This window comes from Pseudomonas sp. TE36184, assembly GCF_054060055.1.
Genome location: NZ_JBSSCU010000001.1, coordinates 2,771,244 through 2,793,710, shown reverse-complemented (window position 1 = coordinate 2,793,710; position 22,467 = coordinate 2,771,244). Strand labels below are relative to the sequence as shown.

Below are 22,467 nucleotides of genomic sequence, written 5' to 3'. Positions count from 1 at the left end.
TGCTGCCTTTTCCACCACAGATTAGGCAGCTGTTGCGCCAGAGGTGAGCAACGGATTGTTCGCCTCGGCACGGTGCCGGTTTCGATCCCTAAGATCTGGCCGGCGTTTGGGCCCTTTCAAGCCACGCGGCAAATGTAACACCACTGCATGTCGCGGGGCACTGGCAACTTAGTAGGATTAATGCCATGAGCCGAGTAGCTTTAAGCTGTGTTGATCGAGCGCAAAGGGAAGTCCTGACGCTCGAATTAGCCCTGTACCACGCCGCACGGGACTACCCCGGCGGTGCCGCTGCAATCGCCGCCACCACCGGCCGCAATGCCACCACGTTGCAGCACAAGTTGTCTCCCACCCATCCCTCGCACGCGGTCAACATTCAAGAGTTCGGCGAGATCCTCGAATTGACCAAGGACCGCCGCATCCTCGATGCGGTGCATGCATTGGTCGGCGACACAACGTGGCAAGAGCTGGCAGAAACCTATACCAGCGACATGCCTGAGACCCTAACCACAGGTATCGCCTCGTACTTCAGGCAGGTGGCTGATCTGGCTGACACCTGGGCCAAGAGCATTGGCGATGGCGTTGTGAGTGATCAGGAACTGGCTGAAATTCGCCTGCAGGTATTTCGCGGTATCCAGGGACTGTTGGGGATGTTCAACCGCGCCAAATACGTCAACCAGACAACTCGGGGGGCGGACCGTGGCTGACGACATCGACTTTGCAAATGACTTGGTGCAGGAGCGCATGGACCGTGCGCTCGCCGCACGGCATGCGAACAAAACCGCCACGCTCGCGCATTCCTTCATGTTCTGTGAAGAGTGCGACGCGCCGATCCCAACAGCGCGCCGTGTAGCTATCCCCGGCTGCACCCATTGCGTGATCTGCCAATCCATCGACGAAGCCAGGAAGGCCCGCCATGCTCGATGAGGTATTGAATCAGTTCGCGGACTACGGCCTTGAACCCGCTCAGCCCCTGGCCTTCGGCAAACTCACCCGCTGCAAAACCACCCAGGACAAGGGCAAGGAAAAAAACGGCTGGTATGTCATCCACGAACACCGTACCGAAAAAAACGAAACGCTGATCTTCGGCAGTTTCGGTGACTGGCGCTCCGGCGACACCCAGAAGATCAAGGTCAAGGCCGGCCGTATGAGCCCAGAAGAGCGCGACGTCATGCGCGCTCGCCAGGAGGATGCCAAGCGCAAGGCCGCTGAGATCGCGGCCAACGCGTCACGTCGAGCGGCCAACCGCGCAGCCGGCCTGTTCAAGCGCATGCCCGAAAAGGGCAAGAGCGCCTATCTGGATCGAAAGCAGATCGTTGGCTTCAAAGTCCGCTATGCGCCCCGTACCGGCGCATTTTTGGTACCCATGTGTAACGTGCGCGACCAGATCGTCGGCCTGCAGGTGATCTTCCCCGCGAAGCAAGAGGACACCGGGCGCGACAAAGCGTATTGGCCCTACGGCATGTCGAAAGAGGGCGCCTTCCACCTGATCGGCCCGCACCCTGAGCCCGGCGAACCGGTGCTGGTGTGTGAGGGCTACGCCACGGGCGCCAGCCTGCACATGGCGACGTCGCTTACTGTTGCCATCGCCTTCGACGCGGGCAACCTGCTGCCGGTCTCCAAGGCCATGCGAGAGCGTTTCCCCGGTTGCCCGCTGATCATCTGCCGCGATGATGACTGGAAGACCACGCGCCCCAACGGTGTCCCTTGGAACCCTGGCGAAGAGAAAGCCAACAATGCAGCGCTGGTTGTCGGTGGCCAGGTGGTTGCCCCTGTGTTCTCCGGGGAACGCGAGATCAAGTGGACCGACTTCAACGACCTGCATGTCGCCGAAGGTTTAGAGGCCGTCCGCCGCCAGGTGCTGGCAGTGGTCAAGCCTCCTGCAGCGGGTGGCTGGAAAGACCAACTCGCCCGCACCGAGAACGGCTCCCTTATCGCGCACATGCAAAACGTCGAGCTGATCCTGGGTAATGACGAGCGCTGGGCCGGGGTCATTGGTTACAGCGTGTTCAGCTCCAAGATCGTCAAGCTCCGGTCCGCGCCCTTCGGCGGCGGTGCCGGCGATTGGGCTGACATCGACGACATGCGCGTGATGAAGTGGCTCGCGCAGCAATACAACCTCCGCGTAAAGGCATCCCATGTGATCGAGGCGGTCAGTGTGGTTGCACACGACCACGCCTTTCACCCGGTGCGAGAGTACCTGGAGAAGCTTGAGTGGGATCGCGTGCCTCGCATTGAAACCTGGCTGACCGACGTGCTGGGCGTTCAGGCAAGTGAGTACTCGGCCAAGGTCGGCAAGCGCTGGCTGATCTCGGCGGTCGCCCGTGTGATGCGCCCAGGCTGCAAGGCCGACTCGGTGATGATCCTCGAAGGCGGGCAGGGCGCCGGTAAGTCCACGGCCATGGGCGTACTCGGTGGCGAGTGGTTCATGGATACGCCCTTTGCCCTCGGCGACAAAGACAGCTTCCAGGCGATTCGCGGCAAGTGGATTGTCGAGTTGGGGGAGCTGGACAGCTTCAACAAGGCTGAAAGCACCAAGGCCAAACAGTTCTTCTCCGCCTCCACCGACACTTACCGCGAGAGCTACGGCCGCAGAACGAATGACGTGCCACGCCAGTGTGTTTTTGTGGGCACTACCAACCAAGAGGAGTACCTCAAGGACGCCACGGGCAACCGCCGCTATTGGCCGGTGTTCTGCAACAAGGTCGATCTGGAGCAACTGCGCGAGGTCCGCGATCAGCTATGGGCTGAGGCGCTGTTCTGTTTCGAAGCCGGCGATATCTGGTGGGTGACCAAGGACGAATCTTGGATGTTCGCAGAGGCCCAGGACGAACGCTTCGTGGTGGACGAATGGGAAGGCCCAATCCTCGCTTGGATGGAAGAGTCTCAGATCGGTGAAACCGCCACCGGCAACGAGATCCTGACCCAGGCGCTGAAGCTCGACTTCGGTCACTGGGGCAAACCCGAGCAGATGCGAGTCGGGGCGATCATGCACCGGCTGGGTTGGCGTAAGCGACGCATGCCGGCATTGGCAAAAAGCGGCGTGCGGCCCTGGGCCTATGAAAAGCCTGCGGGTTGGGGGCGTGCGTCTGCGCTGCAGCAGTCGGTGATCGAGGAGCCTTGCTTTGATTAAGCGAATCGACGAGATGCTCAAGCTCTGGGCACAGGATCTGCACTCGCCGGTGCCAGAAAACGTGGGCGGGCCGAGCGGCGGCAACATGATCGCCATGCTGATGGAGTGCAAGGGCGAGCTGATACGCGGCACACGCGGCAGTCGGGTGTTGCTGGATGAGTCTGCGGACATTGAGCTGATCGTCAACAAGCACTTGCCGCCGCAGCTGTCGGTCGTTGTGCGTGAGCACTACTGCAACCACGAAAGCTTCCTCTCGCAGAAGTACACCCACTGCGGATGCGGTCGGGATACCTACTACCAGCGCCTGCACGAAGCCCACCTGCACATCGCCGGCATGCTGATGGGGAAGGCTGCATGACCCCTGGCGTCACTCCGCGTGCCTTTGTCCTACTGTCCCGCCTTGTCCGACTCGCATTTAGCGCAGTTGGACAGGCGCAGGCCGCGCCGTTGTTGGCTTGTCCTACCGTCCAACCTTCAACCGCCCCACGCACACATGAGCATAGCGGGTACGTAATCGCGCCCATGGCGCGCATGCGTGCTTTTAGCTTTCTCTCTATACACAAGAGAAAAGGAATAAAGGTAGGACAGTAGGGCAGAGCCCCGTATTCAGGCGCCTGTAGCTGTCCTACTTCGATCAAGAGTAGTGGGACAGGTCAGACGGGGCACCAGAAGCGATAACCGAATGAATGCGTTGTACCTGCGTTGCACCTGCGTCATACCTGTATTGCACCCGTATTGCGCCATGGCATTAAAACTCACTTGCTGCCACCGGAATCGACCTGTAAAAAGTACCCATCTTCGATAGGTGCGACCGCAAGCAGCGGGACACACCACCACACTGAACCCGGCCATTGCGCCGGGTTTTTGCGTTTATGGGGTAGGGCGATGACAAACGAGCAGCAAGCGCTTATTGAGATGCCGATCTGGATGGTGATCCTGCTATCCCTGATCGGCGGTATTTCCGGCGAGGCATGGCGGGCCGACAAAGCGGGGGTAAGCGGCTGGTCATTGGTTCGCCGCTTGCTGCTTCGATCCGGGGCCTGTGTGGTCTGCGGGCTCTCCACCATGATGTTGTTGCACGCATCGGGCATGTCGGTCCTGGCGGCGGGGAGCATTGGCTGCCTCACCGCGATGGCCGGCGCCGATGTCGCCATTGGCCTGTACGAACGCTGGGCCGCCAAGCGGTTGGGCGTGTGCGATGTGCCGCCCTCGGGTAGCGGGCAGGTCTGATGCTCTGGAGGCCACGAAATACGTGGCCTGTAGATGATTGAATCAAGATGGTGCGCCGAAAAGTCGCCGGGGACCCTGGCAGCATTCGAGGGACACGGGGCATGAAACCCGCGGCTTTTTGTTAGTGGCTGGGTTCCAAAGTTAGTTGACCTCAGTTGACTGGTTGACCAGTTGACCGGGCTTGGAAATAGGAGGGTTTATGGCTTTTTTGACTCGTAAGGAATACGGCACGCTGAAAGGCTGGTCCAAGCAGCACATCAGCAAACTGATACTGAATAATCGCTTGGTGTTGGATGAGGCAGGGTTGATCGATGTTGATGCCAGCGAGCAGTTCCTGGCGCTGACACGCGACCCGAGCAAGGCTGGGGTGAGCGCTCGCCATAAGCTAGACAAGCAGTCTCCAGCCCAGACTCCTGCGGTATCGGTACATCAACCGGCTTACAGCGGACAGCCGCCAATTCCCGATTATCAACGGTCTCGCGCACGTCGTGAACATGCTCAAGCTGAGCAAATTGAAACCCAGGTCCGCAAGGAAAACGGTTCCTTAGTAGAGGCTGAGGTGGTCGATAAGGCCGCCTTTGAGGCCGGACGTATGCTGCGCGATCTTCTACTTGGCCTGCCGCCTCAAATCGCTTCGGAATTGGTTGCGCTTACTGATCCCTGGGAAATCGAAAAACACCTGACGGCGGCGATCAGAAGAACCCTTGAAGACGCTGAGCGCATGTCAATCAGCGATCTTTCCCGAGCACTAACCAAGAGCTAAGCCTGATGCATTTTCCATACGCTGACGGTGAAGAGGTTTACCGCACGGCGTATTTACGCGGCTTGCATCCTGACCCTGACCTTTGGGTTGATGAGTGGGCCGATGAATACATGCGAATTCCGCGCAGTGTGGGCGCCGCTGAGCCAGGCCAATATCGAACATCCCGCACGCCCTATGCCCGTGAGCCTATGCGTTGTTTGTCCCCGGCACACCCTTGCAAGCGTGTAGTCACCATGGTGGCTTCGCAGTTGATGAAAACGCAGATTGCTTTGAACTGGATCGGAGCGTTAATTCACATGTCGCCTTCGAACATTTTGACATTGCTGCCAACGCTAAAACTGGCTTCTCGGGTTTCATCTCGGATTAGTAAAACGATAGATGCAACACCGGTTCTACGCGAAAGAGTGGCTGCGCCGCGTTCGCGTGATGCTAAGAACACACAGGATACGAAAGAGTTTGAGGGGGGGACGCTTTACGCAGTAACAGCAGGTTCAGCGGCCAACCTAGCCGAGTTGGCAGCGCGCTTTATATACGGTGATGAGATCGACCGCTGGGAGGTCGATGTGGGTAACGAGGGCGACCCGGTAAAGTTGGCAGAGATCCGGGGCAGCACATTTGGCAGAAAGGCCAAGTTTTACTTCTCCAGCTCACCAACCCTCAAGGGCGCCTCCCGTATTGCCGACCTTTTTGCTATGAGCGATCAGCGTTATTACTACGTTCCGTGCCCACACTGCCAGCACATGCAAGTGCTGGAGTGGGAAAACCTCAAGTACACCGAGGACTACAGCCAAATCCAATATCTTTGCAGCGGGCCAGAATGCGGCGCGCTTATTGATGAACACCATAAGGGTGAAATGCTAGCTCGCGGGGAGTGGCGTTCCCACGCTGAAGGTGACGGTGAAACTGTCGGTTTTCATCTCAATGCTCTTTATGCCCCACTGGGTTGGACTAGTTGGTTGTCGATGGCAAAAGACTATGACGAAGCTGTGGTGAAGCAGGCTAGTGGTGATCTTGAAGCTATGCAGGTGTTTTTCAACACGCGCCTGGCGAAGGTCTGGGACAGTACGCAAGAACAGACAAAGGCCAGCGTGCTGCAGGCTCGTGCGTTGCAGGAAGACTACGTACTGGGCTCTGTACCTAACGGTGCACTAATGTTGACGGCCTCCGTGGATGTTCAAGCCAACCGACTTGAGTTCATGGTAATGGGCTGGGGTGTTGGCATGGAGCGTTGGGTCATCGACCATCAGGTGATTATGGGCAATCCATCGGACGAGCAGACCTGGTCCGCATTGGATGAAAAGCTGAAGGCAAGGTACTGGCACCCCTGCGGTGTAGGTCTGACGATTCTGGCAACTGCCGTCGATACGGGTGGTCACCACACCAATGACGTTTACCAGTTTTGCCGCGTGCGCCGTTGGCGCAATGTCTTTGCGATCAAGGGGGCCAGCAAGCCCGGCAAACCGCCGATTGCCCAGCGCCCCTCAATGGTCGACGTAACCTGGCGAGGCCAGACCGAACGTAATGGTGCCGAACTTTGGTTTGTTGGCACCGACACCGCGAAGGATTGGATCTACAACCGATATCCTTTTGAGTCCGGTCCGGGGGCATTGCACTTTGCCAAAGATTTGCCTGACGATTTTTTCGCGCAATGCGTGGCCGAGCGCAGGATAACCCGCTATGTGAAAAACAAGCCGGTCACTGAATGGATCAAAGGTAAGTCGGAGCGTAACGAAGCCTTAGACCTGATGGTGTATTGCTTGGCGATGGCGCATTACCTCGGCCTAGATCGATACAAGGAAAGGGATTGGGATCGGGTCGCTCAGGCTCTCGCTCAATCTGAGCTGTTCGCAGAGAAACCCGCTTCCAATATCCCGGATGTTAGGGACGTTGAAGGCCCAGCGCCGGTTTCAAGGCCTCAAACTTTACAACAACCTGTCGCCCCGACCGTCCAACCGCGCCCCGCTGCACCCCCTCAACGCCGCAGTTCCACCAGCGGTTACCTGAAGAGACGCTGATATGTCGTTTACCCCGAAGCACCTCGAAGCCATCGAGCGCGCCATCGCACGCGGTGAAAAGACCGTGCGCTACAGCGACCGAACGGTGGAGTACCGCTCCATCGACGAACTGCTCAAGGCCCGCGACGAGATCCGCACGTCGCTCAGCCAAGCCACCGGGCCTCGCTCTCGCGTGGTTCGGCTTACCCACGGAGGCAAAGGACTCTAATGGCCCGACATTATCCGACGCTGACCCGTAATGGATTCTTGCTGCCGTCGAACATCAAGGCCAGTTACGAAGGCGCCGGGGAGGGCCGTCGTTCGGCCAGTTGGGAAGCCACCGACAACGGTATCAACAGCATCAACACTCCGGCCTTGCGCAACCTGCGGGCTCGCTCGCGGGCGGCGGTGCGCAATGACCCGTACGCGTTCAATGTCATCGACAAGCGTGTCAGCAACCTGATCGGTACCGGCATCACTCCTAGGCCGACCACGGATGACGCGGCCCTGCGCAAACTCAAGCAACAGCTGTGGGATGACTGGGTGGATGAGGCGGACGCCGACGAGTTGACCGACTTCTACGGCATGCAGGCCCTGGTGGCGCGCACCGTGGAAACGGCCGGTGAGTGCTTTGTGCGGCTCAGGCCGCGCAGTCCGAGCGAAGGCTTGGCGGTGCCGCTGCAGCTGCAGGCGCTGGCCCCTGAATTTGTCCCACACGACAAGTTCGAGACCGCCAAAAACGGCAACGTGATCCGCGCCGGGATCGAGTTCAACCCGGCCGGCAAGCGAGTGGCGTATTGGATGTACCTCTCGCACCCACGGGATTCGTCGTCGTTGAACGCCGGCTACAACCAACTCGTGCGTGTACCGGCGGCGCAGGTGCTGCATATCTTCGAACCGATGGAGCCGGGGCAACTGCGCGGCGTGCCACGTTTGGCTCCAGTGTTGAAGCGCCTGCGCAGTCTGGACAACTACGACGACGCGGTGTTGTTCCGCCAGGAAGTGGCGAACCTGTTCGCCGGTTTCATCAAACGGCCATCGCCGGACATGGGGCAGCAACCACGCGACCCTGTCACGGGACAACTCCTGACCACCGACCGCGACGGCTTCACGCCGATGGTCGCCTTGGAGCCCGGCACGATGCAGGAGCTGGGGCCGGGTGAAGAGGTGGAGTTCTCCAAACCGCCGGACGCCGGCAACAACTACCCGGACTTCATGCGGCAGCAACTGATGGCTGCGGCGGCGGGTTCGGGGACGCCCTACGAGATCCTCACCGGCGACATGCGCGAGGTCAACGACCGGGCGCTGCGGGTGGTGCTCAACGAGTTTCGGCGCCGATTGGAGCAACTGCAATTCGGCGTGTATGTGCATCAGTTATGTCGCCCGGTGCGGGCCGCCTGGATGGACATGGCGGTGCTGTCCGGCGCCCTGATGCTGGAGGACTACGCGCAACGTCGCCGCGAATACCTGCGTACGCGTTGGGTACCGCAAGGCTGGGCCTACATCCAGCCGGTGCAGGACGTACAGGCGAGGCGCATGGAAGTGCAAGCGGGCTTTGCCTCACGCAGCGAGATGGTGCTGCGCACCGGTTACGACGCGGAAACGGTCGACACGGAAAACGCTGCTGATCTCGTCAGGGCCACGGATCTTGGACTCAACTACACGACTCTTGAAGCCATCGAGGTGATCGATGACAAGGAACAACCATGAGCAAAAAGACAAAACCCCGCGTTTATGACAAGGCGGGCAAGCAGGTAACGGTGGCCGATAAAAGCTGGTACACCCTCCAGGCTAACGGCGAAGCCGAGCAACGCAGCATCGAAATCTTCGTGTACGGCGAGATCGGCACCTGGGGCGTCACCGCCAATCAGTTCGTGCAGGATCTGCGCGCCATGGATGACGGCACTTCCCCTGTGATTGTCGCGTTCAATAGCATCGGCGGTGATCTGTTCGACGGCCTGGCGATTCACAACGCGCTGTCGAGATTGGGCGAGCGCTGCACTGGTCGTATTGACGCCCTGGCGGCCAGCGCGGCCAGTGTCGCGGTGTGCGGCGCTCACCGGGTAGTGATCGCGGCCAACGCCATGTTGATGATTCACAACCCCTACACCTTTACCGGTGGTGATGCCGAAGACTTCCGTCGTGTCGCGGATGTGCTGGACCAGACCCTGGAAGCGATTATCGCGGCCTACAAAGCCAAGGCGCCGAACATCGACGAAGCCGAGCTGCGGCGCATGGTCAACGCCGAAACCTGGCTCACGGCCAATGAGGCTGTGGCGCTGGGCCTGGCCGATGAAGTTGGCGACGGCCTCAAGGTCAGCGCCTGTCTCGGCCAGGGCAGCGTGTTGCAGCGCTTCCAGAACGCCCCGCCCGAGCTGCTCGCCCAACTGGACGAGCAGCCGGAAGTTGAACCGCCGGAGCCCGATCCTGCCCCTGTGCTGGACGCGGCAAAACTGGCGCTGCTGGTCACTCAGGGCTGCGCGGCGGCAGGTATCAGCAACCTGGTGGACCCGATACTCGCCACGACGAAGCTGGAAAGCGAAGTGATAGTCCAGGCGGCGCTGACCAAGGCCAAAGCGCTGCATGGCCTGTGTGTCGCTGCACGGTTGCCAGAGCTGACCGGTGAATTTATCAACGCAGGCTTGGACGAGGCGGCCGTCAGGGCGCGCCTGTTCGACAAGCTGGTGGGTAGCGGCGGCGGGTTTGAAATCAACAACAGCCTGCCGCTGGACAATGACCCAGCACCAACGATCAAGGCCAAACAGGTCGACACCCATGCAGTCTGGGCGGCTCGCCAGGCAGCACAGAACGGAACCTCGAAAGGAGTAAGATCATGAAAATCGAATCGATGCACGCAGGTGAGTTCCTGCTGTCTGAGGGCCCCGGCACCATTTCACGCGAAGCGATTAACGTCGCAGCAGGGCCAGCGCTGGAGCCGGGCCAGATCCTGGGGCTGGTGACCGCTACGGGCGAGTTCGCCCCCTATCTGCCGACAGCTGAAGACGGCTCTGAGAACGCCATCGCGATTCTTTACGGCCCGCTGGGGCAGTCTGATGTGGTCCGTCGCGGCCGAGCCATAGTGCGCCAGGCCGAGGTCAGCGAAGCCCATTTGACCGGTCTCGACCCCGCTGCCGAAAAGGCTCTTGCCGCTCATTTCGTGATCGTTCGCTAGGACGCTCACTCCATTTATCCATCCCGCCGAGTGCGGGATTTTTCGTTTCTGGAGAGTACCCCATGGCCGATATCGCCATTTTTGAAGACGATGTGTTCAGCGTCTCCTCGTTGACCGCTGCAATCAATGAACAGGAATACCTGCCGGGCCGCATTAGCAGCTTGGGCCTGTTCCGTGAGGAGGGCATCAGCACCCTGACTGTGCAAATCGAGAAGGACGGCGACACCCTGGCCCTGGTACCCGCCGGTGAGCGTGGCACCTCTGGCCTGGTGGTCGCCGGGTCCAAGCGTCAGATGATCCCGTTCAACACCGTACACCTGCCTGAACGCTTCACCATCAAGGCGGATGAGATCCAGGGCATTCGTGCCTTTGGCACGCGTAGCGAACTACAGGCGGTGCAGGATGTGGTCAACAAGCGCCTGGCGAAAGCACGTCGCCAGTTGGACGCCACGCACGAATTCCAACGCATGGGCGCCTTGAACGGCCAGGTATTAGATGCAGACGGTAAGACGGTGCTGTTGGATATCTATAAAACTTTCGGCGTTGAGCGCAAAAGGTTGCCGATGGACCTGGATAACCCTGGCACTAAGGTTCGGGTCAAATGCGGTGAGGCACTCGATATGCAGGAGGATGCGCTGGGCAGCATTACCAGCACAGGCTCCCGTGCCCTCTGCGGTAAAACTTTCTGGAACGCGCTAATTTCCCACGAATCGGTGGAGAAAACCTACCTCAACACTATGCAAGCCGCGTCCCTGCGTGGCGATGCACGTGAAAGCTTCGAGTTCGGCGGGATCGTCTGGGAGCGTTATCGCGGCAAGGTGGCGGGCGTCTCGTTTATCCACGACGACAAGGCCCTGCTGATCCCCGAGGGCGTCCCGGACCTGTACATCTCGTCCTTTGCGCCGGCCGATTACATGGAAACGGTCAACACCCAGGGCATCCCGTACTACAGCAAGATCGAGCCGCTGCCATTCAACAAGGGCGTGGCCGGTGAAGCCCAGTCCAACCCGTTGCACCTATGCACGCGGCCCTTGGCGCAGATCCTGCTGGAGCTCTGACCGTGGCCTTCCGCGATCTGATCGACGATATCGACGACGTGGTCTTTGAAACCCTGGGCGATAGTGCGTTGATCGAAGGCCGCGCTGAGCCGGTGCTGGGCATGTTCTCTGCGCCCTGGAAACAGCCCCAGTTCGGCAAGCTCAACACCGGCCTGCGGGAGCCACGCTTCGAGATCCGCGTCAAGGATTCGGACGGATTGGTAAAGGGCTTACGGGTCAGCGTCGATCTACCGGCGTTGGATGGTGGCGGCGACTATGACCTGCTGCAGCTTGAGCCAAACGGTAATGGCCTGGTGGCCTTGATCTTGAGGAAGCGGCCATGAGCATTGGCAGCTACACCCAGCAGAAGCGTGGCGGCGGGATGCTCACCATCCAACCGTCGGCAGTGCATGTTCAGACGTTGAAAGAGTTCGGCGAGCTGGTGCCCAAGGCAGCAGCGGCGGCCCAGCGGCGTGCAATCAACAAGACAATACGTCGGCTGCGTACCCATATCGCACGGGCGGTAGGCAAGCAGGAGCGGATCGCCATCGGCGCCGTCCGGCAACGCTTGCGGGCTTACCCGGTCAGCGGTGGAGCGATGCGCGGCAAGTTGTGGTTTGGGGTCAACGCCATTGAGGCCAGCCGCATCGGACGGCCTCGGCAATCCCGCGCCGGTGTCTCGGTGGCGGGGCGGCGCTACCAGGGCGCGTTCTTCAAGCAGGTGTACGGCAGCAGTCCTGACATCTGGATCCGCACGTCGAGCAAGCACTTCAATGCCACGGATTACCCCGACAGCACGCAGGGGCGGCGCAGCTCTGGCTTCATTGCCGAGAGCGACAACCGCTTCCCCTTGGCGAAAGCCAAGGTCTCGCTGGACCAAGTGCGGCCGCACTTCGACACCTGGGTGAAACGCGCCGATGAAATCTTGCTGGAGATCCTCAAGCAAGAACTCAACTTTGAATTGCAGAAGTACCTCAAGGGGACCGCCCGTGTCTGATCAGCCTTTCAGCCTCGACCGTCTGTATGAAGCCATCGAGCAGCACCTGCAGGAGCACTTGCCGGGTATTCAGGGAGCGTCGTTCTGGCCGGATCTGTCGGCAGACACCAGCATTCCCACGCCGGTGGTGCTGCTGGAGATGGCTGAAATGGAGCCGGCGACCGATATCGGTACCGGTGAAACTGCGCTGACCTGTAAGTTCGAGGCGCGGATCATTGTCGATTCGATCAGCGCGGATCCGCAACGTCAGGCCGTGCAACTGGCCTCACAACTGGCGGTGCTTCTGCGAGGGCAGAGCTGGGGCTTGGAGGTCGCCTGCGCGCAGTTCGTGCGCTCCACCCAGGACTGGACCAAACCCGAACTGGATGGCTACTTCGTCTGGCTGGTGGAGTGGGATCAGACGGTATACCTGGGCGCTGAGGAATGGCCATGGCCTGATGAGCCGCCTGGTTCGCTGGTTTTCAACATCGAGCCGGGCGACGGGCCCGTGAGCCCCGAGGATCTTCAGTGAGTTACGCCGAGGCGGAGCATGACCGCATGATCGCCGCCATGCTCATGCCTTGTGTGGTGGTCGGCGTGGACCTGGCGGCGCCGGCGGTGCGTGTCAGCAATGGCGAGTGGACCAGCGCCTGGGTGCGTTGGCATAGCCTGGCGGCCGGCAAGGCGCGGCACTGGCGCGCGCCCAGCCTGGGCGAGCAGGGAGTGTTGTTCAACCCCAGCGGCCAGGCGGGCATGGGCACGTTTATTCCCGGGCTGTACGGCAATGCCGGCGGCCCGCCAGATAACCGCGACCATGTAGAGGTCTGGCGGTTTGATGATGGCGGCTCTCTGGTTTACGACTGGGAGGCCAAAACCTACACCATCACGTTGCCCACCGGCACGGTCACCATCAAAGTGGGCAGCACGGTTGTAACCGTTACGGATAACGCGGTGAATGCCACGGTCGGCGGCACAGAGTTTGACTTGGCGCCCGGATGGGCGGCGGTTAAGTCGCCTCAGATATCGTTGATCGGCGCGGTTGAGATCGACGGCCCGTTACACGTAACGCAGACCATCACCGGCGCCGCCGATATCCTGGCAACCGGTAACAGCGACAACCACCACAAGCATTAACCCAAATCATCTACAGCCCGCCGCGTGCGGGTTTTTTCATGCCCGGAGAAAATCATGGCCAAGACCATCGACAAGCCCGTAACCGACGAACAAGCCCCGGCCGCGTCGGCGTCCCTGACGTTCCGCGATCTGGTCTACACATCGCGCACGCTGGTTGTGCCTGGCACCGAACGCACTTATCCAGTGGTCAAGGCCCTGGTGGTGGTGCCGGAGTCTGACAAAGAGGCAGTGGCCTTCCTGAAGGCCAGCAGCGAATACGCTGCCCAGGAGGGCTAAGCCAGATGATCGGAATGGATCGCCACACCGGGCAGCCCATATCCGGCATTGAGCATTTGCGACAGTCCATCGCGGACATCTTGAGTACGCCCCTGGAAAGTCGTCGGCACCGGCCGGAATACGGCAGCAAGTTACGCCAGTTCGTTGACTTGCCAATCAATGCCGGTTGGAAAAGTGCGGTGCAGGCCGAAGCGGCTCATGCCCTCGGCCTACATGAGCCGCGCCTGAAGCTTGAGCGTGTGACGGCGCTGTCGCTGCTGGACGGGAAAATAAACATGATCATTTCCGGCAAATACCTGGGCGATAGCTTTGTCTTGGAGGTCAGCGTATGAGCATCGTGGACTTGTCGGCCTTGCCGGCGCCGGAGGTGCTTGAGCCGCTGGACTTCGAAGAGGTTTACGAAGAAGGGCTGTCAGCGTTTCGTGACTACATGGGCGACAATTGGAACGCCGCACTTGAAAGCGATCCAGTTACCAAATTGCTGGAGGTTGGTGCTTATAACAAGGTTGGCAACCGCGCCCGGGTTAACGATGCGTGCAAGGCGCTTTTGTTGGCGCACGCCATTGGTGCCGACCTCGATCAGCTGGGCGCAAACGTCAACCTGAAACGTCTGGTGATCCAGCCCGAGAACTTTCTGGCGGTGCCGCCCGTGCCGCAAGTGCTTGAGGATCATGATTCGTTTCGTGAGCGCATCCAGTTGGCATATGAGGGGCTGACCACTGCGGGGCCGCGTAACAGCTACATCCTGCATGCGCGTAACGCGTCCGGCCTTGTGCGCGATGCCACGGCGGAAAGTCCGTCGCCGGCGAGCGTTACCGTAACGGTGTTGAGCACGGAAGGGGACGGGACACCCACGCCGGAGCTGTTGGCCACGGTGGCTACAGCTCTTAATGACGATAACGTGCGGCCGCTGGGTGATCGGGTGACAGTCCAGGGCGCCGAAATTCTGCATTACCGAATTGACGCAATCCTTCATATGAACAGCGCCGGTCCAGAAGGTGACGCGGCTCTGGCCGAAGCCCTAAGCCGCCTTTCGAAATGGGTAAACCCCCGCAAGCGTCTTGGCGTTGAGGTGGCCCGTTCTGCTGTAGACGCCCAGGTGCATGTTGCCGGCGTTTCCCGTGTCGATCTGCCTGGGTGGGTCGACTTGGCTCCTACTAGAGCCCAGGCCGCGTACTGCACTGGTTACAGCGTGAGGTTGGCGGATGAAAAGCCTACTGCCCAGCAATAGCACCAAGCTAGAGCGGGCCATTGAGACGGCGCTCTACGAAAAAACCATTGTTCCGCTGCGCACGCTCTACAACGCCGATACATGTCCGGCTCACTTGCTGCTGCATTTGGCGTGGGCCTGGTCGGTCGACCGCTGGGATTATCGGTGGAGCGATGCGACCAAGCGTGCCGCTATCAAGGCCTCGTATTACATCCATAAGCACAAGGGCACGATTGGCGCTTTGCGCCGCGTTGTCGAGCCGCTGGGTTATCTGATTGAAGTCGTTGAATGGTGGCAGACGGTGCCGGCGGGTGTTCCCGGTACGTTCGCGCTGAAAGTCGGCGTTCTGGACACCGGTATTACCGAAGAAATGTACGAAGAGCTTGCCCGGCTCATTGATGACGCCAAGCCCGTCAGTCGGCATATGACAGGCCTTGCGATAAGCCTTGAAACGCGTGGCGCCGTAAATATCGGCGTTGCCCTCTATGACGGCGACGTAATCGACGTCTATCCACCAGTACAGCGTGATATCGACGTGACCAGCTATATCAGTGCGGCCGGTCGTGAGCACAGCATAGACACTCTGGATGTGTATTCATGATTGATCAAAACTCGCAATTTATGGCGATCCTCACGAACGTGGGTGCTGCCAAACTCGCTAATGCTAATGCCCTTGGTACGGCCTGGAGCCTTACAGCCTTGGGTGTTGGCGATGCCAATGGTACAGATCCGATTCCCAGCAGCACACAAACAAAGCTCATTAATGAGCGTCGTCGTGCACCGCTTAATCAGGTTCGCGTCGATCCAGTAAATGACGCCGTTATCATCGCAGAACAAGTAATTCCGCCGGATGTGGGTGGCTTCTGGATTCGTGAAATAGGCGTGTATGACGCGGACGGCGATCTGGTGGCTGTTTCGAACTGCGCACCTAGCTTCAAGCCAGTGCTATCCCAGGGGTCGGGGCGCACGCAGATTGTGCGTATGAATTTCATCGTTTCCAGCACTGGAAACATCGTTCTTAAAATTGATCCGGCGGTGGTGCTGGCGACGCGTGAGTATGTCGACCTGGCTGTTGCTGAGGCTTTCAACAAACAGGACTTTAAAAACTCTGTGCTGTTGGCAACTACTGGCCCCATCACGCTCAGTGGGTCTCAAATAGTTGACGGTGAGGCGACCGCTGACAAGGCCAGGGTGCTAGTTAAAGATCAGCTTGAAGCCAAGGATAATGGCATTTACATCGTTTCTCACAGCGGCGCTTGGGCCAGGTCACAGGATGCAGATGTAAGCATTGAAATCACGCCGGGCCTTATGGTGCCGGTCGAAAAAGGTGTGGCAAACGGAGACAGTATTTTTCAGCTTACGTCTGACGGCCCGATTGTGCTGGGAACCTCTCGGCTGTTTTTCGAAAAGCTCGCTGGTCGAAGCGGAGTTTATGCCGGCACATATCGGTCGGTTACCGTCGATAGCATGGGCAGGGTGCTTGGTGGTAGTAATCCGACGACGCTTGCAGGGTACGGATTGGTTGACGCCGCTCCGCTCGATAGCCCGAAGTTGTCGGGAGTACCTAAGGCGCCGACAGCTTTACCCGGTACTAGCGATGAGCAAATATCTAATGCGGCATTTGTCCAGGCTGCGATTGCCGCGCTTGTGGGTGGCGCCCCCGGCTCGCTGAACACCTTGAAAAAGCTGGTCGACGCCATGGAGTTGTTGGCACCGCTCGCAAGCCCAGCGCTTTCGGGAGTTCCCAAGGCGCCTACACCTGCTGTCGGGGCGAATAACGACCAAATTGCGAATACGGCGTTCGTTCAAGCGGCCATCGCGGCGTTAGTCAATTCGGCACCTGGCGCGCTGGATACGCTCAAAGAGTTAGCCGATGCGTTGGGCCAAGACCCAAACTTTGCCACCACCATAAACAATGCTCTTGCGGCCAAAGCTCCCTTGAACAGTCCTCTTCTGTCAGGCAAGCCGAAAGCTCCAACCGCTCCGCTGTCTGGCGAGGGCTCTAACAATGAGCAAATTGCCAACACCCAGTTTGTTCAGAGCTTGATATCGACCCTATTTCCCAAACGCACGTTTTCGGCAAATGACTTTATTCGGATTCCTGATACGCCGGGAGGTTTCATCATTCAGTTCGGTAGTGCAGTGGTCGCGCCTGAGGGAACCACTGACGTGACGCTGCCTATTTCTTTCAACAGTATTCGAGGGGCTATTGCTGGAATGGGTGTGTCGGGATGGAACAACAATGGCAACTATAGCGCTTATGCGGGGCTTATATCTCAATCAGTGATCAGGCTAACTCAGGACGTTTCTTCCAGCAGTGGCGCAGGTAATCAGACGCTGTATTACTTGGCTTGGGGTAATTAAATATGCGGTTTTATTACTGCTACGAATTGTCGGGTTGGTTTAGCCCTGAATACAATCAAGTTATTCCGCCCGATGCCGTCGAGGTCGATCAGGAAACGCGTATAGCTTTGCTTGCGGGATTAGAGGCTGGTTTTGTAATCGTCAAAGGCGAGGACGGTATGCCGGAACTTGCTGATCGTCCTGGCCCCTCCCTGGATCAACTACAGGCGAAAGAGCGCGTTTGGCGGGATGCACAATTGGCACTCACTGACCCTCTTGTTATGCGTCACCGCGACGAGTTGGAGCTTTCGGAAGTGACCACTTTAACTTCCGAGCAGTACAGCCAGTTGCAGGCTTACCGAAGCGAGCTGCGCAATTGGCCTAACGGCTCGCTGTTTCCAGCGTCTGCTCATCGCCCTGTTTTGCCTTCCTGGCTTGCCGCCGAGTCGGTGTAGTCGCCCTTACCTTTTTTTGGGGGGCGCTCCAAGTACAGCTAACTCGAACAACCTACGGCCCTGCTCATGCGGGGCTTTTTCGTTTCTGGAGATTGACCCTTATGAGTTTCTTTCACGGCATCACCACTTCGCTGATCGACACCGGGGCGCGCACTATCTCGCTCCCGTCGTCCTCGATCATTGGTCTGTGCGACACCTTCACCCCTGGCGTACTGGGTGGCGGCAGTGCCAAGGCTGGTGAGCTTAAGCTGATCACGTCCGAGCGTGAGGCTATTGCCGCGTTCGGGGCTGACTCGGCTATCACCCGGGCGTGTCAGGCGATCTATGTGCGGGCGAAGGCTGTAATCGTCGCAGTTGGCGTCCCTAAGCTCGCTGACGCCGCGCTGCAAACGTCCGCCATCATCGGTGGCGTTCTGGCGGATGGACAGCGCGCGGGCCTTCAGGCGCTGCTGGACGGCAAGAGCCGACACAACGCCCAGCCCAAGTTGCTGATTGCCCCAGGGCACTCGGCCATCCAGGCGGTGGCCACTGCCATGGATGCCCTGGCCGGCAAGCTGCGGGCGATTGCCATCATTGATGGCCCGAACACGACTGACGAGGCCGCCATGGCCTACGCGCTGAACTTCGGCAGTAAGCGCATTTACCTGGTGGATCCTGGCTTGCAGTTCTGGAGCACCGTCGAAAACGCGACCGTTGATGCCCCAGCCTCGGCCTGGGTGGCAGGCCTGTTTGCCTGGACCGACGCGGAATACGGCTACTGGGCGTCGCCGTCGAACAAAGAGTTTGTTGGTATCACCGGTACCACCCGCCCGGTGGAGTACTTGGACGGTGACGCAACGTGTCGGGCCAACCTGCTCAATAACGCGAACATCACCACGATCATCCGTGACGGCGGCTACCGACTGTGGGGTAACCGCACCTGCTCGGCCGATGCCAAATGGTCGTTTGTCACCCGCGTGCGAACTTGCGACATCCTCATGGATGCGATCCAGGCCGGCCACAAGTGGGCGGTAGACCGCTCGATCACGAAAACCTATGTGTCGGACGTGACCGAAGGGCTTCAGGCCTTCATGCGTGACCAGAAAAACGCTGGCGCTGTGATCAACTTTGAGGTGTACGCAGACACCGAAATGAACACGGCCTCCCAGTTGGAGCAGGGCAAAGTCTACTGGCGCATTCGCTTCACCGACGTGCCGCCAGCCGAGAACCCGAATTTCCTGATCGAGGTCACCAACGAGTGGCTGACCGAAGTACTTGAAGCAGCCTAAGGGGGCCGAGCAATGATTCCTGAAATGTTGACCAACTGCGTCATGTTCTGTGACGGCGTGAGCTTTTCCGGTGATGTGCCGTCGATGACGTTGCCCAAGCTGGCGATCAAGAGCGACGAATACCGGGGCGGTGGTATGAGCGGCCCTGTCGACCTGCCCACTGGCTTGGAGAAGCTGGAAGCGGCATTCACTACCAACGGCGTGCGTAAAGAGGCGCTGAAGTTCTTCGGTCTGGCGGATCAGACCGCGTGCAACCTCGTTTTTCGTGGAGCGTTCAAGGGCCAGAAGGGCACCGTCAAGGCGGTAACGGTGACCCTGCGCGGCTCGCTTAAAGAGGTGGACATGGGCGATTGGAAGCCGGGCGATAAGGCCGAAATCAAGCACGCCGTGGCCGTCACTTACTACAAGCTCGAAATCGACGGTCGTGTGATGTTTGAAATCGACTTTGCAAACATGGTGCAGCTGATCAACGGTGTTGATCAGCTGGCCGCTGAACGTTCGGCCCTGGGCCTTTAAGGATTGATGACATGACCGATTCTCTTGCAGCGCCGCTGCCATCCTGGCTGGTCCTGAGCGACGACGGCGTTACCGTAACGCTCAAGCATAAGGCCAATCTCAATGGGGTTGTGACCGATAAGCTGATGATGCGGGCGCCCAGCGTGAAGGATGTTATGGCCGCCAAGATCGCTGGCAATGGTGACCATGAAAAGGTGGAGCTGAACTTGTTTTGCAGCCTGCTCATGGCTACCGAGGCCGAACTCACTGCCCTCAAATACAAGGACTACATGCGCCTTCAGGCGGGCTATTTTCGCCTGGTTGAAGAAGACGACGTGTAACGAGGGCACGCTTAAGGTGCTGGCCAAGCGCTTGGCAAAAGAGACGGGTTTCTCGTCTGCCGAGATCCTGGCCATGCCTTTTAACGTAATGGTTTGGTGGCTCACGGACTGAGCCGCTGTTGATGTAACCGACGTATAGGGCGTGCATATGGCGAACAAACTTGCTCTCGGCCTGGTGATTGGCGGCGCCGTCAGCTCGACGGTAGGGGCGGCGTTCAAGGACGTCAGCAACAAAATCAAGAAGCTGGAGGAACAAGGTTCCCGCGCGCGGGTGCTGGAAAAGACCATTGGCGAAACCATGCGCTTGCGTGACGAATGGCGCAAGGCGCACATGGCTGGCGACAAAGGTGCGGACGCGCTACGGCGAAAGCTTGAGAATAATCTGGACGGCCTGCGCAAGCAGGGCGTTGAGGTGCGCAACCTGACCAAGGCTTATTCGGCCATGGGGCAGGTGGCGACAAAAGCCGAGCTTAAAGCCAAGGGCCATATGCAGCTCGATGCTGGTAAACAGCAGATGAAAAGCAGCATTGGCCAGGCAGCGGCGGCGACGGCAGCGATGGCCATTCCGACGAAGGTTAGCGCGGACTTTGGCGCGATCATTCGTGACATTGCGATCAAGGCGAACATTGCCAACAAGCCCGAAGAAGCGCAGATGGCCAAGACGATTATTGGTACGTCGCGCGATTCCGGCATGGCCCGCAATCAGGTGGCCGAGGTGGTCAACGCCCTGGTGGGGGCCGGCATGGAGCTGGATAAGGCGCTGTCGTACGCACCAGTGGCGGCCAAATTTGCCGTAGGGCAGGGGGCGGATGGCGGCGAAACGGCCCGCATGATTAACGCCTTGGGGCAGAACGCCAAAATCTCCGACCCGGCCGTGATGCAAAAGGCACTGGAGGCCATCGCCTATCAGGGCCAGGCGGGTAGTTTTGAAGCGGCTGACATGGCGCGCTGGTTTCCCGAGTTGCTGGCAGGCATGGGCAAGATCGGCATTACTGGCATGGATGCGGTCACGCAACTGGGCTCAATGCTTCAGGTTCAAATGAAGACCGCCGGCGGCGCCGACGAAGCGGCCAATAACCTCAAGAACTGGATGGAGAAAATCGGTTCTGGCGAAACGGTCAAGGCCTACAAGGATGCCGGGATTGATTACCAAGGGTCGATGAATACCGGCCTGCAGAACGGTAAATCAACCTTGGAATCCAGCTTTGAGCTGGCACAGAAGTACATTGCGGCGACGGATCCGAAGAAGGCCGCCGCGATGGCAGCTGCTACAGCCAAGATCAGTAAGGAAACTGACCCCGAGAAAGCCAAGGCCATGATTGCATCCCTGGAGCAAGCGTTGCGCACCGGGGATCTGTTCGCGGACATGCAGGTTAAGGGTGCTTTGACGGCCTACATGCAGAACAAAGAGCTGTATGCCCAGCTCAAGAAAGACTCGGCCTCGGCCACTGGGATCCTTGATAAGAACCTTGAGGAACGCCGGCAGGCGTCGGCTCAGAAATGGGCGGAAATGGCCCAGGGCATGGACGAAGCCATGCGCGCCATTGGTGACGCATTCCGGCCCGTCACTGACAAGGTGGCGGATGGGTTGGCCTATGTCACCCAGGGGCTGGCCAAGCTGTCGGATGAGTCGCCCCGGGTTGTGACCGGGATCGGCGCCGCTGTGGCCGCTGTGATCGCGTTTCAGACCGCTATGAGCGGATTCAAGATTGCCAAGGGGTTGCTCAACCTTGGGCGCGGCTCGCTGATGGGTAACCCGAATATCCCGCAAAAAGTCATTGTCACCAACATGCCTGTTGGTGGGTCTGGCGGTATGGATATCGGCGCCGATGATGCCGGCGGCAAGGATGGGAAAGGGAAGGGCAAGGGCGCCGGCCGTGGCGGCCGAAGTCCGGGGCGAGGTATTGGGGCTGGGGTGAAAGGCCCGGCAGTGCTGGCGCTGGTTGAGGCCGGTTTTAAGGTCAAAGATACCTACGACAACGCTGAAACCCAAGATGAAAAAGCCGAAGGCTATGGCGCAGCGGCAGGCGGTCTTGCCGGCACGCTCGCCGGCGCTGCGGCCGGTGCGGCCATCGGTTCGGCGGTGCCGGTAATCGGCACCATCTTGGGGGGGCTGATTGGTGGCTATCTTGGGAGCTTGGGTGGTGACGCCCTGGGCGGTGCCATCGGCAAGTCGATGTTTGGTTCTGACGAAAGCAAGAAGGTCATGCCCGTGGCCGGCCCGTTGATGATGAAGGATGCCGGCAAAGACATCCCGCCGGTGCTGGGGGATATCGCCAAGTCGTTCGCTCCGTCGCGCACGGGGCCTCTCATGCTGACCAATCCGGGCCAGGGTGCATTGCCGGCAACGCCTGGCGCGGTCAACCCAGGTGATGCTGCGCGTTCCATGATGATGCCCCAGGCCGTCGCAGATGCGACGGCTGGGCCGCTAGCGGCGGCCGTGGTCGCCAAGGTGCAGCCGGCGAAGATCGAGCCCAAGGTGGACATTACCGCGCCCTTCACGCTGACGGTGCAAGGCGATGTGAAAGATCCGAACGAGTTGGCGGCCAAGTTGCAGCCGTTGCTGGAGCAGCACCGCCGGGAAATCGCCCAGCAGCTCGAAAACCGCAAGCTTTACGACGCGCCGCACATCTAAGGGGGGGA

The 22,467-nt window shown here is 59.4% G+C and carries 26 protein-coding genes; all 26 read left to right on the top strand.

The genetic code is table 11. The features are described 5' to 3' along the window. Nucleotides 1-185 precede the first annotated feature (185 nt). Entirely contained in the window at nucleotides 186-704 is a 519-nt protein-coding gene (locus ACVWZP_RS12365; protein WP_457369808.1) for a phage regulatory CII family protein, read from the top strand. Continuing rightward, nucleotides 697-924 carry a TraR/DksA family transcriptional regulator gene (locus ACVWZP_RS12360; protein ID WP_457369807.1) on the top strand — a complete coding sequence of 76 codons (228 nt, stop codon included), beginning with the start codon at nucleotides 697-699 and terminating at the stop codon, nucleotides 922-924. The genes ACVWZP_RS12365 and ACVWZP_RS12360 overlap by 8 nt, the downstream gene beginning before the upstream one ends. After that, complete coding sequence (locus ACVWZP_RS12355; RefSeq protein ID WP_457369806.1) at nucleotides 914-3,130, top strand: VapE domain-containing protein; 2,217 nt, start codon at nucleotides 914-916, stop codon at nucleotides 3,128-3,130. The genes ACVWZP_RS12360 and ACVWZP_RS12355 overlap by 11 nt, the downstream gene beginning before the upstream one ends. Beyond that, nucleotides 3,123-3,488: a PA0613 family protein gene (locus ACVWZP_RS12350; RefSeq protein WP_034106743.1), complete on the top strand. Its 366-nt coding sequence runs from the start codon at nucleotides 3,123-3,125 to the stop codon at nucleotides 3,486-3,488. The genes ACVWZP_RS12355 and ACVWZP_RS12350 overlap by 8 nt, the downstream gene beginning before the upstream one ends. A gap of 527 nt (nucleotides 3,489-4,015) precedes the next feature. Beyond that, entirely contained in the window at nucleotides 4,016-4,360 is a 345-nt protein-coding gene (locus tag ACVWZP_RS12345; RefSeq protein WP_104503377.1) for a phage holin family protein, read from the top strand. A gap of 199 nt (nucleotides 4,361-4,559) precedes the next feature. Continuing rightward, nucleotides 4,560-5,123, top strand: coding sequence for a terminase small subunit (locus ACVWZP_RS12340; protein ID WP_457369805.1), 564 nt, complete (start codon nucleotides 4,560-4,562; stop codon nucleotides 5,121-5,123). Between the two features lie 5 nt (nucleotides 5,124-5,128). Beyond that, complete coding sequence (locus ACVWZP_RS12335; protein ID WP_457369804.1) at nucleotides 5,129-7,138, top strand: phage terminase large subunit family protein; 2,010 nt, start codon at nucleotides 5,129-5,131, stop codon at nucleotides 7,136-7,138. A gap of 1 nt (nucleotide 7,139) precedes the next feature. Further along, a complete protein-coding gene (locus tag ACVWZP_RS12330; protein ID WP_457369803.1) occupies nucleotides 7,140-7,346 on the top strand; it encodes a phage head-tail joining protein in 207 nt (68 codons plus the stop codon). Beyond that, nucleotides 7,346-8,827, top strand: a complete 1,482-nt coding sequence (locus tag ACVWZP_RS12325) for a phage portal protein (protein ID WP_457369802.1) — start codon at nucleotides 7,346-7,348, stop codon at nucleotides 8,825-8,827. The genes ACVWZP_RS12330 and ACVWZP_RS12325 overlap by 1 nt, the downstream gene beginning before the upstream one ends. Beyond that, entirely contained in the window at nucleotides 8,824-9,954 is a 1,131-nt protein-coding gene (locus tag ACVWZP_RS12320; RefSeq protein ID WP_457369801.1) for a head maturation protease, ClpP-related, read from the top strand. Before ACVWZP_RS12325 ends, ACVWZP_RS12320 begins: the two co-directional genes overlap by 4 nt. Continuing rightward, nucleotides 9,951-10,289: a head decoration protein gene (locus ACVWZP_RS12315; RefSeq protein ID WP_305433212.1), complete on the top strand. Its 339-nt coding sequence runs from the start codon at nucleotides 9,951-9,953 to the stop codon at nucleotides 10,287-10,289. The genes ACVWZP_RS12320 and ACVWZP_RS12315 overlap by 4 nt, the downstream gene beginning before the upstream one ends. Nucleotides 10,290-10,351: 62 nt before the next feature. After that, nucleotides 10,352-11,347, top strand: coding sequence for a major capsid protein (locus ACVWZP_RS12310; RefSeq protein WP_457369800.1), 996 nt, complete (start codon nucleotides 10,352-10,354; stop codon nucleotides 11,345-11,347). A gap of 2 nt (nucleotides 11,348-11,349) precedes the next feature. Continuing rightward, nucleotides 11,350-11,670, top strand: coding sequence for a head-tail joining protein (locus ACVWZP_RS12305; protein WP_305433208.1), 321 nt, complete (start codon nucleotides 11,350-11,352; stop codon nucleotides 11,668-11,670). Beyond that, entirely contained in the window at nucleotides 11,667-12,323 is a 657-nt protein-coding gene (locus tag ACVWZP_RS12300) for a hypothetical protein (RefSeq protein ID WP_457369799.1), read from the top strand. Before ACVWZP_RS12305 ends, ACVWZP_RS12300 begins: the two co-directional genes overlap by 4 nt. Next, nucleotides 12,316-12,834, top strand: a complete 519-nt coding sequence (locus tag ACVWZP_RS12295) for a hypothetical protein (protein WP_457369798.1) — start codon at nucleotides 12,316-12,318, stop codon at nucleotides 12,832-12,834. The genes ACVWZP_RS12300 and ACVWZP_RS12295 overlap by 8 nt, the downstream gene beginning before the upstream one ends. Then, a complete protein-coding gene (locus ACVWZP_RS12290) occupies nucleotides 12,831-13,436 on the top strand; it encodes a phage baseplate assembly protein V (RefSeq protein ID WP_457369797.1) in 606 nt (201 codons plus the stop codon). The genes ACVWZP_RS12295 and ACVWZP_RS12290 overlap by 4 nt, the downstream gene beginning before the upstream one ends. Nucleotides 13,437-13,490: 54 nt before the next feature. After that, nucleotides 13,491-13,712, top strand: coding sequence for a hypothetical protein (locus ACVWZP_RS12285; RefSeq protein WP_457369796.1), 222 nt, complete (start codon nucleotides 13,491-13,493; stop codon nucleotides 13,710-13,712). 5 nt (nucleotides 13,713-13,717) lie between these two features. Continuing rightward, entirely contained in the window at nucleotides 13,718-14,044 is a 327-nt protein-coding gene (locus ACVWZP_RS12280) for a GPW/gp25 family protein (protein WP_457369795.1), read from the top strand. Next, nucleotides 14,041-14,943, top strand: a complete 903-nt coding sequence (locus tag ACVWZP_RS12275; protein WP_457369794.1) for a baseplate assembly protein — start codon at nucleotides 14,041-14,043, stop codon at nucleotides 14,941-14,943. Before ACVWZP_RS12280 ends, ACVWZP_RS12275 begins: the two co-directional genes overlap by 4 nt. Then, the gene (locus ACVWZP_RS12270; RefSeq protein WP_457369793.1) at nucleotides 14,918-15,523 is read left to right on the top strand and encodes a phage tail protein I; all 606 of its coding nucleotides are present in this window, start codon (nucleotides 14,918-14,920) and stop codon (nucleotides 15,521-15,523) included. The genes ACVWZP_RS12275 and ACVWZP_RS12270 overlap by 26 nt, the downstream gene beginning before the upstream one ends. Next, on the top strand, nucleotides 15,520-17,286 hold the full coding sequence (locus tag ACVWZP_RS12265; RefSeq protein WP_457369792.1) for a phage tail protein: 1,767 nt from the start codon (nucleotides 15,520-15,522) through the stop codon (nucleotides 17,284-17,286). The genes ACVWZP_RS12270 and ACVWZP_RS12265 overlap by 4 nt, the downstream gene beginning before the upstream one ends. Nucleotides 17,287-17,288: 2 nt before the next feature. Further along, nucleotides 17,289-17,720 carry a phage tail assembly chaperone gene (locus ACVWZP_RS12260; RefSeq protein ID WP_457369791.1) on the top strand — a complete coding sequence of 144 codons (432 nt, stop codon included), beginning with the start codon at nucleotides 17,289-17,291 and terminating at the stop codon, nucleotides 17,718-17,720. A 101-nt stretch (nucleotides 17,721-17,821) separates the two neighbouring features. Further along, nucleotides 17,822-18,988 (top strand): phage tail sheath subtilisin-like domain-containing protein, encoded by a 1,167-nt coding sequence (locus ACVWZP_RS12255; protein ID WP_457369790.1) that lies wholly within the window; start codon nucleotides 17,822-17,824, stop codon nucleotides 18,986-18,988. 12 nt (nucleotides 18,989-19,000) lie between these two features. Then, nucleotides 19,001-19,504, top strand: a complete 504-nt coding sequence (locus tag ACVWZP_RS12250) for a phage major tail tube protein (RefSeq protein WP_457369789.1) — start codon at nucleotides 19,001-19,003, stop codon at nucleotides 19,502-19,504. Between the two features lie 11 nt (nucleotides 19,505-19,515). Continuing rightward, on the top strand, nucleotides 19,516-19,824 hold the full coding sequence (locus ACVWZP_RS12245) for a phage tail assembly protein (protein ID WP_457369788.1): 309 nt from the start codon (nucleotides 19,516-19,518) through the stop codon (nucleotides 19,822-19,824). A gap of 148 nt (nucleotides 19,825-19,972) precedes the next feature. Continuing rightward, nucleotides 19,973-22,459 (top strand): phage tail tape measure protein, encoded by a 2,487-nt coding sequence (locus tag ACVWZP_RS12240; protein WP_457369787.1) that lies wholly within the window; start codon nucleotides 19,973-19,975, stop codon nucleotides 22,457-22,459. The last annotated feature ends 8 nt before the right edge of the window (nucleotides 22,460-22,467 follow it).

Excerpts from the sequence above, each read along its gene's own strand:
- ACVWZP_RS12365 (WP_457369808.1), top strand. The coding sequence starts at position 186 with ATGAGCCGAGTAGCTTTAAGCTGTGTTGATCGAGCGCAAAGGGAAGTC.
- ACVWZP_RS12355 (WP_457369806.1), top strand. The coding sequence starts at position 914 with ATGCTCGATGAGGTATTGAATCAGTTCGCGGACTACGGCCTTGAACCC.
- ACVWZP_RS12345 (WP_104503377.1), top strand. The coding sequence starts at position 4,016 with ATGACAAACGAGCAGCAAGCGCTTATTGAGATGCCGATCTGGATGGTG.
- ACVWZP_RS12340 (WP_457369805.1), top strand. The coding sequence starts at position 4,560 with ATGGCTTTTTTGACTCGTAAGGAATACGGCACGCTGAAAGGCTGGTCC.
- ACVWZP_RS12335 (WP_457369804.1), top strand. The coding sequence starts at position 5,129 with ATGCATTTTCCATACGCTGACGGTGAAGAGGTTTACCGCACGGCGTAT.
- ACVWZP_RS12330 (WP_457369803.1), top strand. The coding sequence starts at position 7,140 with ATGTCGTTTACCCCGAAGCACCTCGAAGCCATCGAGCGCGCCATCGCA.
- ACVWZP_RS12325 (WP_457369802.1), top strand. The coding sequence starts at position 7,346 with ATGGCCCGACATTATCCGACGCTGACCCGTAATGGATTCTTGCTGCCG.
- ACVWZP_RS12320 (WP_457369801.1), top strand. The coding sequence starts at position 8,824 with ATGAGCAAAAAGACAAAACCCCGCGTTTATGACAAGGCGGGCAAGCAG.
- ACVWZP_RS12315 (WP_305433212.1), top strand. The coding sequence starts at position 9,951 with ATGAAAATCGAATCGATGCACGCAGGTGAGTTCCTGCTGTCTGAGGGC.
- ACVWZP_RS12310 (WP_457369800.1), top strand. The coding sequence starts at position 10,352 with ATGGCCGATATCGCCATTTTTGAAGACGATGTGTTCAGCGTCTCCTCG.
- ACVWZP_RS12300 (WP_457369799.1), top strand. The coding sequence starts at position 11,667 with ATGAGCATTGGCAGCTACACCCAGCAGAAGCGTGGCGGCGGGATGCTC.
- ACVWZP_RS12285 (WP_457369796.1), top strand. The coding sequence starts at position 13,491 with ATGGCCAAGACCATCGACAAGCCCGTAACCGACGAACAAGCCCCGGCC.
- ACVWZP_RS12280 (WP_457369795.1), top strand. The coding sequence starts at position 13,718 with ATGATCGGAATGGATCGCCACACCGGGCAGCCCATATCCGGCATTGAG.
- ACVWZP_RS12275 (WP_457369794.1), top strand. The coding sequence starts at position 14,041 with ATGAGCATCGTGGACTTGTCGGCCTTGCCGGCGCCGGAGGTGCTTGAG.
- ACVWZP_RS12270 (WP_457369793.1), top strand. The coding sequence starts at position 14,918 with ATGAAAAGCCTACTGCCCAGCAATAGCACCAAGCTAGAGCGGGCCATT.
- ACVWZP_RS12265 (WP_457369792.1), top strand. The coding sequence starts at position 15,520 with ATGATTGATCAAAACTCGCAATTTATGGCGATCCTCACGAACGTGGGT.
- ACVWZP_RS12260 (WP_457369791.1), top strand. The coding sequence starts at position 17,289 with ATGCGGTTTTATTACTGCTACGAATTGTCGGGTTGGTTTAGCCCTGAA.
- ACVWZP_RS12255 (WP_457369790.1), top strand. The coding sequence starts at position 17,822 with ATGAGTTTCTTTCACGGCATCACCACTTCGCTGATCGACACCGGGGCG.
- ACVWZP_RS12250 (WP_457369789.1), top strand. The coding sequence starts at position 19,001 with ATGATTCCTGAAATGTTGACCAACTGCGTCATGTTCTGTGACGGCGTG.
- ACVWZP_RS12245 (WP_457369788.1), top strand. The coding sequence starts at position 19,516 with ATGACCGATTCTCTTGCAGCGCCGCTGCCATCCTGGCTGGTCCTGAGC.
- ACVWZP_RS12240 (WP_457369787.1), top strand. The coding sequence starts at position 19,973 with ATGGCGAACAAACTTGCTCTCGGCCTGGTGATTGGCGGCGCCGTCAGC.